4 protein-coding genes are annotated in these 6,193 nt (G+C 41.9%); all 4 read right to left on the bottom strand.

Annotation, left to right across the window (positions count from 1 at the left end; translation table 11 throughout):
* The coding region (locus tag CDZ78_RS14385) for a hypothetical protein (RefSeq protein ID WP_140414078.1) at positions 1 to 215 on the bottom strand (215 nt) is incomplete at its 3' end.
* A 192-nt stretch (positions 216 to 407) separates the two neighbouring features.
* Positions 408 to 2,411: an excinuclease ABC subunit UvrB gene (gene uvrB, locus CDZ78_RS14380; protein WP_087870629.1), complete on the bottom strand. Its 2,004-nt coding sequence runs from the start codon at positions 2,409 to 2,411 to the stop codon at positions 408 to 410.
* 554 nt (positions 2,412 to 2,965) lie between these two features.
* Positions 2,966 to 5,530 (bottom strand): bifunctional aconitate hydratase 2/2-methylisocitrate dehydratase, encoded by a 2,565-nt coding sequence (gene acnB / locus CDZ78_RS14375; protein WP_087870631.1) that lies wholly within the window; start codon positions 5,528 to 5,530, stop codon positions 2,966 to 2,968.
* Between the two features lie 129 nt (positions 5,531 to 5,659).
* Positions 5,660 to 6,193 (bottom strand): DEAD/DEAH box helicase (locus CDZ78_RS14370; RefSeq protein WP_140414077.1); only part of this gene is annotated, 534 nt, incomplete at its 5' end.

The raw sequence follows: 6,193 nt of genomic DNA, 5'->3' as shown, positions 1-6,193 counted from the left end.
CCAAAAGCACGGACGATATCCATTTGTTTGACATAACCGTTGATATAGAACTGTGCGGTAATCATTTTGAACGAAGCAGCATCATTCTCGTTATGTGTAAAAACGGGTAAAGAACCATAGAAATAGGTCACACTGCCATCTCGCTTTTCAAAAGCTAAATCATGGGTTACTTCTGTCGAACCCTCTGGAAACATAGGAAGTTGTCGCTGAGCCATTAGTTTTTTCCGGCAAGTGTAGTCTCGGTTAGTCTACGAATAATGTAAAAAGGGTATCATTACAAAATCAGAGGGATATGAAAAGAGTTACTTGAATTTCATGGGCAAAAAGTTTGTTATTCGTTGATTTTAATGTAATTTAATACTTAACTGGGGGGATTTATGTAAAGGTAGAGGTCAGGTGCTCTGAGGTTAAATCAACATTTCTGCCTGTAATTGCTTTATTTCATCTCGAACTCTTGCTGCTTCTTCAAATTCCAGGTTTTTAGCATGTTTATACATTTGATCTTCTAATTGGGCTAACTTTTTCTCTTTATCTTTTGCGGACAATCCTTTGTAACTTGCACTTTCTTCAGCCACTTTACGTTTTGAAGTTTGATTGAGCCCTGCCCCGGGTATGGTCAGCTCTAATATATCGGTAACAGATTTAAAAATTGTCGTTGGGGTAATGCCTTGCTCACGATTAAATTCTATCTGTTTCTCTCGACGCCGCTGGGTTTCTTCTATCGCCTGCGCCATGGATTTAGTTACTCTATCGCCATATAAGATCGCTTTTCCGTTAGCATTTCTTGCCGCTCGCCCGATGGTTTGAATTAACGACACGACTGAGCGCAGAAAACCTTCTTTGTCGGCATCCAGGATAGTTACTAACGAGACTTCGGGTATATCTAAGCCCTCACGTAATAAGTTAATTCCGACTAACACATCAAATTCACCCAAACGTAAATCGCGAATAATTTCGACCCGCTCTACGGTATCTACATCGGAATGTAGGTAGCGTACCTTGACGCCATGCTCCATTAGGTACTCGGTCAGATCTTCGGACATTCTTTTGGTTAAGGTGGTCACTAAGACCCGCTCTTTCTTTTCTACACGTAGGTTTATTTCTGATAATAAGTCATCTACCTGTGTGGTCGCCGGCCGGACTTCAATTTCCGGATCTAATAAACCGGTCGGCCTGACTACTTGCTCAACAAATCGCCCGGAGTGTTCCTTTTCATATTTACTCGGTGTTGCTGAAACATAGATTCTTTGTCCTATCTGGCTTTCAAACTCATCAAATCTCATGGGCCGGTTATCTAGAGCAGAGGGTAATCTAAACCCATACTCAACCAGCGTTTCTTTGCGTGAGCGATCACCTTTATACATCGCGCCAATTTGTGGCACTGTAACGTGACTTTCATCAATTATAACTACGGCATCTTTCGGCAGGTAGTCAAACATGGTCGGTGGTGACTCACCATCCTCGCGCCCGGATAAATACCGCGAGTAATTTTCAATACCTGAACAGTAGCCCACTTCGTAAATCATTTCTATATCGAATAAAGTACGTTGTTCCAGCCGTTGCGCTTCGACTAATTTATTAAGCGATCTTAATTGCTCCAGGCGCTCTTTAAGCTCTACTTTAATTTTTTCAACGGCTTCCAGTAGTCTTTCGCGAGGTGCTACATAATGACTTTTGGGGTAGATAGTATAACGCGCGATACGGTGCAGAATTTCACCTGTTAAAGGGTCAAATAAAGATAGACGTTCAATTTCGTCATCAAATAATTCCAGGCGTAATGCAGCTTCATCTGATTCAGCCGGAAATATATCAATAACATCGCCACGAACACGATATGTCCCGCGACGTAATTCAATGTCATTGCGGGTATATTGCATACTCGTCAGGCGGCGCAATAAATCACGCTGCTTTATCATATCCCCACGCACAAGATGCAAGACCATCTTAAAATAGGATTCTGGCTCACCTAACCCATAAATAGCGGATACGGTTGCGACAACAATGGTGTCTTTACGCTCTAATAACGCCTTGGTTGCAGACAGTCGCATCTGCTCAATATGCTCATTGCGCGAGGCATCTTTATCAATAAAGGTATCTGAAGCAGGTACATAGGCTTCAGGTTGATAATAATCATAATAAGAAACAAAATACTCAACACTATTTTCTGGGAAGAACTCTTTCATTTCTCCATAGAGTTGTGCCGCCAGCGTTTTATTTGGCGCCATTATCATTGCCGGACGCTGAATCTCATTGATCATATTGGCGATGGTAAAGGTTTTTCCTGAACCAGTTACGCCCAATAGAGTTTGATGCACCTCACCATCGGCTAAGCCTTCAACTAGTTGCTTAATTGCTGTTGGTTGGTCACCTGCTGGTTTAAACGGGCTATGAAGATTAAATAGTTTGCTCACGCGTATTTTATTTTACCAAGGCTATGAATCAATATATCGCTGTGAATATTGCAGGGTATTGCGTCCTATTGCAATTAATTCGGGAGTCGTATTTAACTGAAGTTTCCCAATAATTATTTATGGTAAAATTGAAACTATGCTACAACTATATGAAAAAAATAGTCTTTTCATTCGTTTCAAATGCTATTGCCTAAGGGGAATTAAGTAGGGGTTTGCTATAAACATGGCAAAACCACCTAAAATAAACCTCGATACACCAGCATTGTGTATTTCAGCTACTCAATAATTGGGAAACTTCAGGTATTTAATACTTCAGTGAAAATGTTTTGCAATGCATCATCTAAATATTCGTAACCGCTCACCTCCCCCCTTGAGAAAGGTGGGATTGAGGGGGGATTATCTAATAAAACCTCCCCTAACCCCTCCTTGCTAAGGAGGGGAACTGAACGGTTACAAATACTCATGCACAATTTCATTACGAATTATATGCTCTATTTCCATAATAAAATGATGGAAAATAAATTCTAAGACAAGCCTCGCGCATAAGCAAACTATTAAACCTCTACCGTATCCGCCTTATCCTGATAGCTTTTAATCTGATCAAAATTTAGATAACGATAGCTATCTGCAGCCGTTTCATCAATTTGCTGCGCATAGCTCATATATTCTTCAGCCGTTGGAATCTTACCCAGAATAGAACATACAGCAGCTAACTCAGCAGAACCAAGATACACATTGGCATTATTTCCTAGACGGTTGGGAAAGTTACGAGTTGAAGTAGAAACCACTGTGGCATTATCTGCAACACGCGCCTGATTACCCATACATAATGAACAACCCGGCATTTCCACACGTGCACCTGCTTTACCGAAAGTACTGTAATAGCCTTCTTCAGTTAATTGTGCCTGATCCATTTTAGTCGGTGGAGAAACCCAAAGCTGTGTAGGCAACTGCCCTTCCTGTTTCTCTAGCAACTTACCCGCGGCACGAAAATGACCGATATTGGTCATGCATGAGCCCAAAAAGACTTCATCAATTTTAGTTCCTGCAACATCAGATAGAGTTTTCACATCATCTGGGTCATTCGGGCAAGCCATAATCGGCTCTTTAATTGCATCCATATCAACTTCTAACACAGTATGATACTCAGCATCAGCATCCGGCTCCATTAACTCAGGCTTAACTAGCCAAGCCTGCATTTCTTTAATACGGCGTTCAATGGTTCGAGCATCACCGTAACCTTCAGAGATCATCCATTTAAGCATGGTGACATTAGACCTTATATATTCCCGAATCGGGGCTTCACCTAGGCGAATGGTACAACCAGCAGCTGACCGCTCAGCCGAAGCATCTGATAATTCAAAAGCCTGCTCAACTTTTAGGTCAGGTAAGCCCTCAATTTCCAGAATACGTCCAGAAAAAACATTTTTCTTACCTTTCTTCTCTACGGTTAATAAGCCTTGTTTAATTGCCGCTAAAGGAATTGCATTCACTAAATCACGCAAGGTGATACCTAGTTGCATAGCTCCCTTAAACCGAACCAGAACAGATTCAGGCATATCTAAAGGCATAACTCCCGTTGCTGCCGCAAATGCGACCAATCCAGACCCAGCAGGGAACGAAATACCGATTGGAAAGCGGGTATGCGAGTCACCACCAGTACCGACCGTATCAGGTAATAACATACGATTTAGCCAGGAATGAATAATACCATCGCCAGGACGTAATGCTACCCCCCCTCGGTTCATAATAAAATCAGGTAAACTGTGTTGCATAGCCACGTCTATCGGTTTTGGATAGGCAGCGGTATGACAAAATGACTGCATGACTAAATCTGCTGAGAAACCTAAACAGGCCAGATCTTTTAATTCATCACGAGTCATCGGCCCAGTTGTATCTTGTGAGCCGACTGTTGTCATATGTGGTTCACAATAAGTATTGGGACGCACACCTTCGACACCACAAGCTTTACCAACCGTTTTCTGCGCTAAGGTAAAACCTTTATCACTTTGTTCTGCATCCACTGGACGACGGAATACATCAGATGCTGATAAGTCCAATGCCTTACGTGCCCGATCGGTTAGCCCACGACCAATAATTAAAGGTATACGACCACCTGCACGAACTTCATCAAGAATAATCTTGGTTTTTAAAGCAAACTCACAGACAACTTCCTCACTGTCATGGCGTTTAACCAGACCTTGATAAGGGTAAATATCGATGATATCACCCATAGACATATTTTCTACATCACACTCAAATGGCAAGGCACCGGAATCTTCCATGGTGTTAAAGAAAATAGGTGCAATTTTTCCACCAATACATACGCCACCCGCCCGCTTATTCGGCACATATGGAATATCATCGCCAGTAAACCAGAGTACTGAATTAGTTGCTGATTTACGCGAAGATCCTGTTCCTACAACATCACCGACATAAGCAACCGGAAAGCCCTTCTCTTTTAATTGTTCAATTTGCTGTTCTGCATTGGTAATCCCCTCTCTAGGGATTTTTAGCATCGCTTGAGCATGTAGAGGAATATCAGGACGCGACCATGCATCTGGTGCGGGTGAAAGATCATCTGTATTAGTTTCACCTGTGACTTTGAAAACTGTTACCGTCAGCTTTTCGGGCACTTCTGCTTTACTGGTAAACCATTCGGCATCAGCCCATGATTGTACAATTTGTTGGGCAAAATTATTACCTGCCTGAGCTTTTTCCTGCACATCATGAAAAGCATCAAAGACTAATAGAGTATGGGATAAGGCTTTAACTGCTATCGGTGCAAGTTTTTCAATATCCAGCAAATCAACAAGCGGTGCAATATTATAACCACCGAGCATCGTACCAAGTAATTCCGTGGCCCGTGGTGCATCAATAATGGGTAATGAGTCTTCGCCTTTAGCAATGGCTGCTAAAAAACCTGCTTTAACATAGGCAGCTTCATCAACCCCGGCTGGTACACGATGGGTTAATAAATCCAGGAGAAATGCCTCTTCACCAGCAGGTGGTTGTTTGATAAGTTCAACAACTGCAGCGACTTGTTCGACGTTTAATGGCTGCGGAACAACTCCCTCATTTTCCCGGCTTTCAACATGTTGACGATACTGCACTAAAATTTCAGTTGGACTTAATGTGTCTGTAGACATTTAATAACCTATTCTATATTTATAATTAATCATTACCCTGTGCTTCAAGGTATTTTACTTTCTTATGTACCGACTTCTACTATTTATACTACGCAGAAACTAATCGTCGGTTTCACGTATCAATTTCATCATTTCATTTCCCGACATCTTACCACTAACCTCACCGCCTTCTAATAAACTACTGGCTAAATCGCGTTTATGCGCGTGTAACTCAACAATTTTATCTTCTATGGTATCTTTTGCAACTAACCGGTAAATAGTCACTGGGCATTTTTGCCCCATACGATGCGCTCTATCCGAAGCCTGATCCTCTACTGCAGGATTCCACCAAGGGTCCATATGAATAACATAGTCAGCAGCTGTTAGGTTTAAACCCGACCCACCGGCTTTCAGGCTAATTAAAAACACATCACCCTCCCCTGCCTGAGATGCATTCACTGCTTTTTTACGTTTGGCAACGGGGGTACTGCCATCCAGATATTGATAATGGATGCCTTTTTTATCTAATAATTCTCTGATGATAGATAAATGACCAACAAACTGACTGAAGACCAGAGCTTTATGTCGATTAGAGATGAGTTCATCAACTAACTCTTCGAATGCTTGTAATTTGGCACTGCTTAAAGGGCTATC

It is taken from the genome of Bathymodiolus platifrons methanotrophic gill symbiont (assembly GCF_002189065.1).
GTDB lineage: Bacteria > Pseudomonadota > Gammaproteobacteria > Methylococcales > Methylomonadaceae > Methyloprofundus.
The sequence above is the reverse complement of the archived record's forward strand: the minus strand, read 5'-3'. Positions and strand labels throughout refer to the sequence as shown.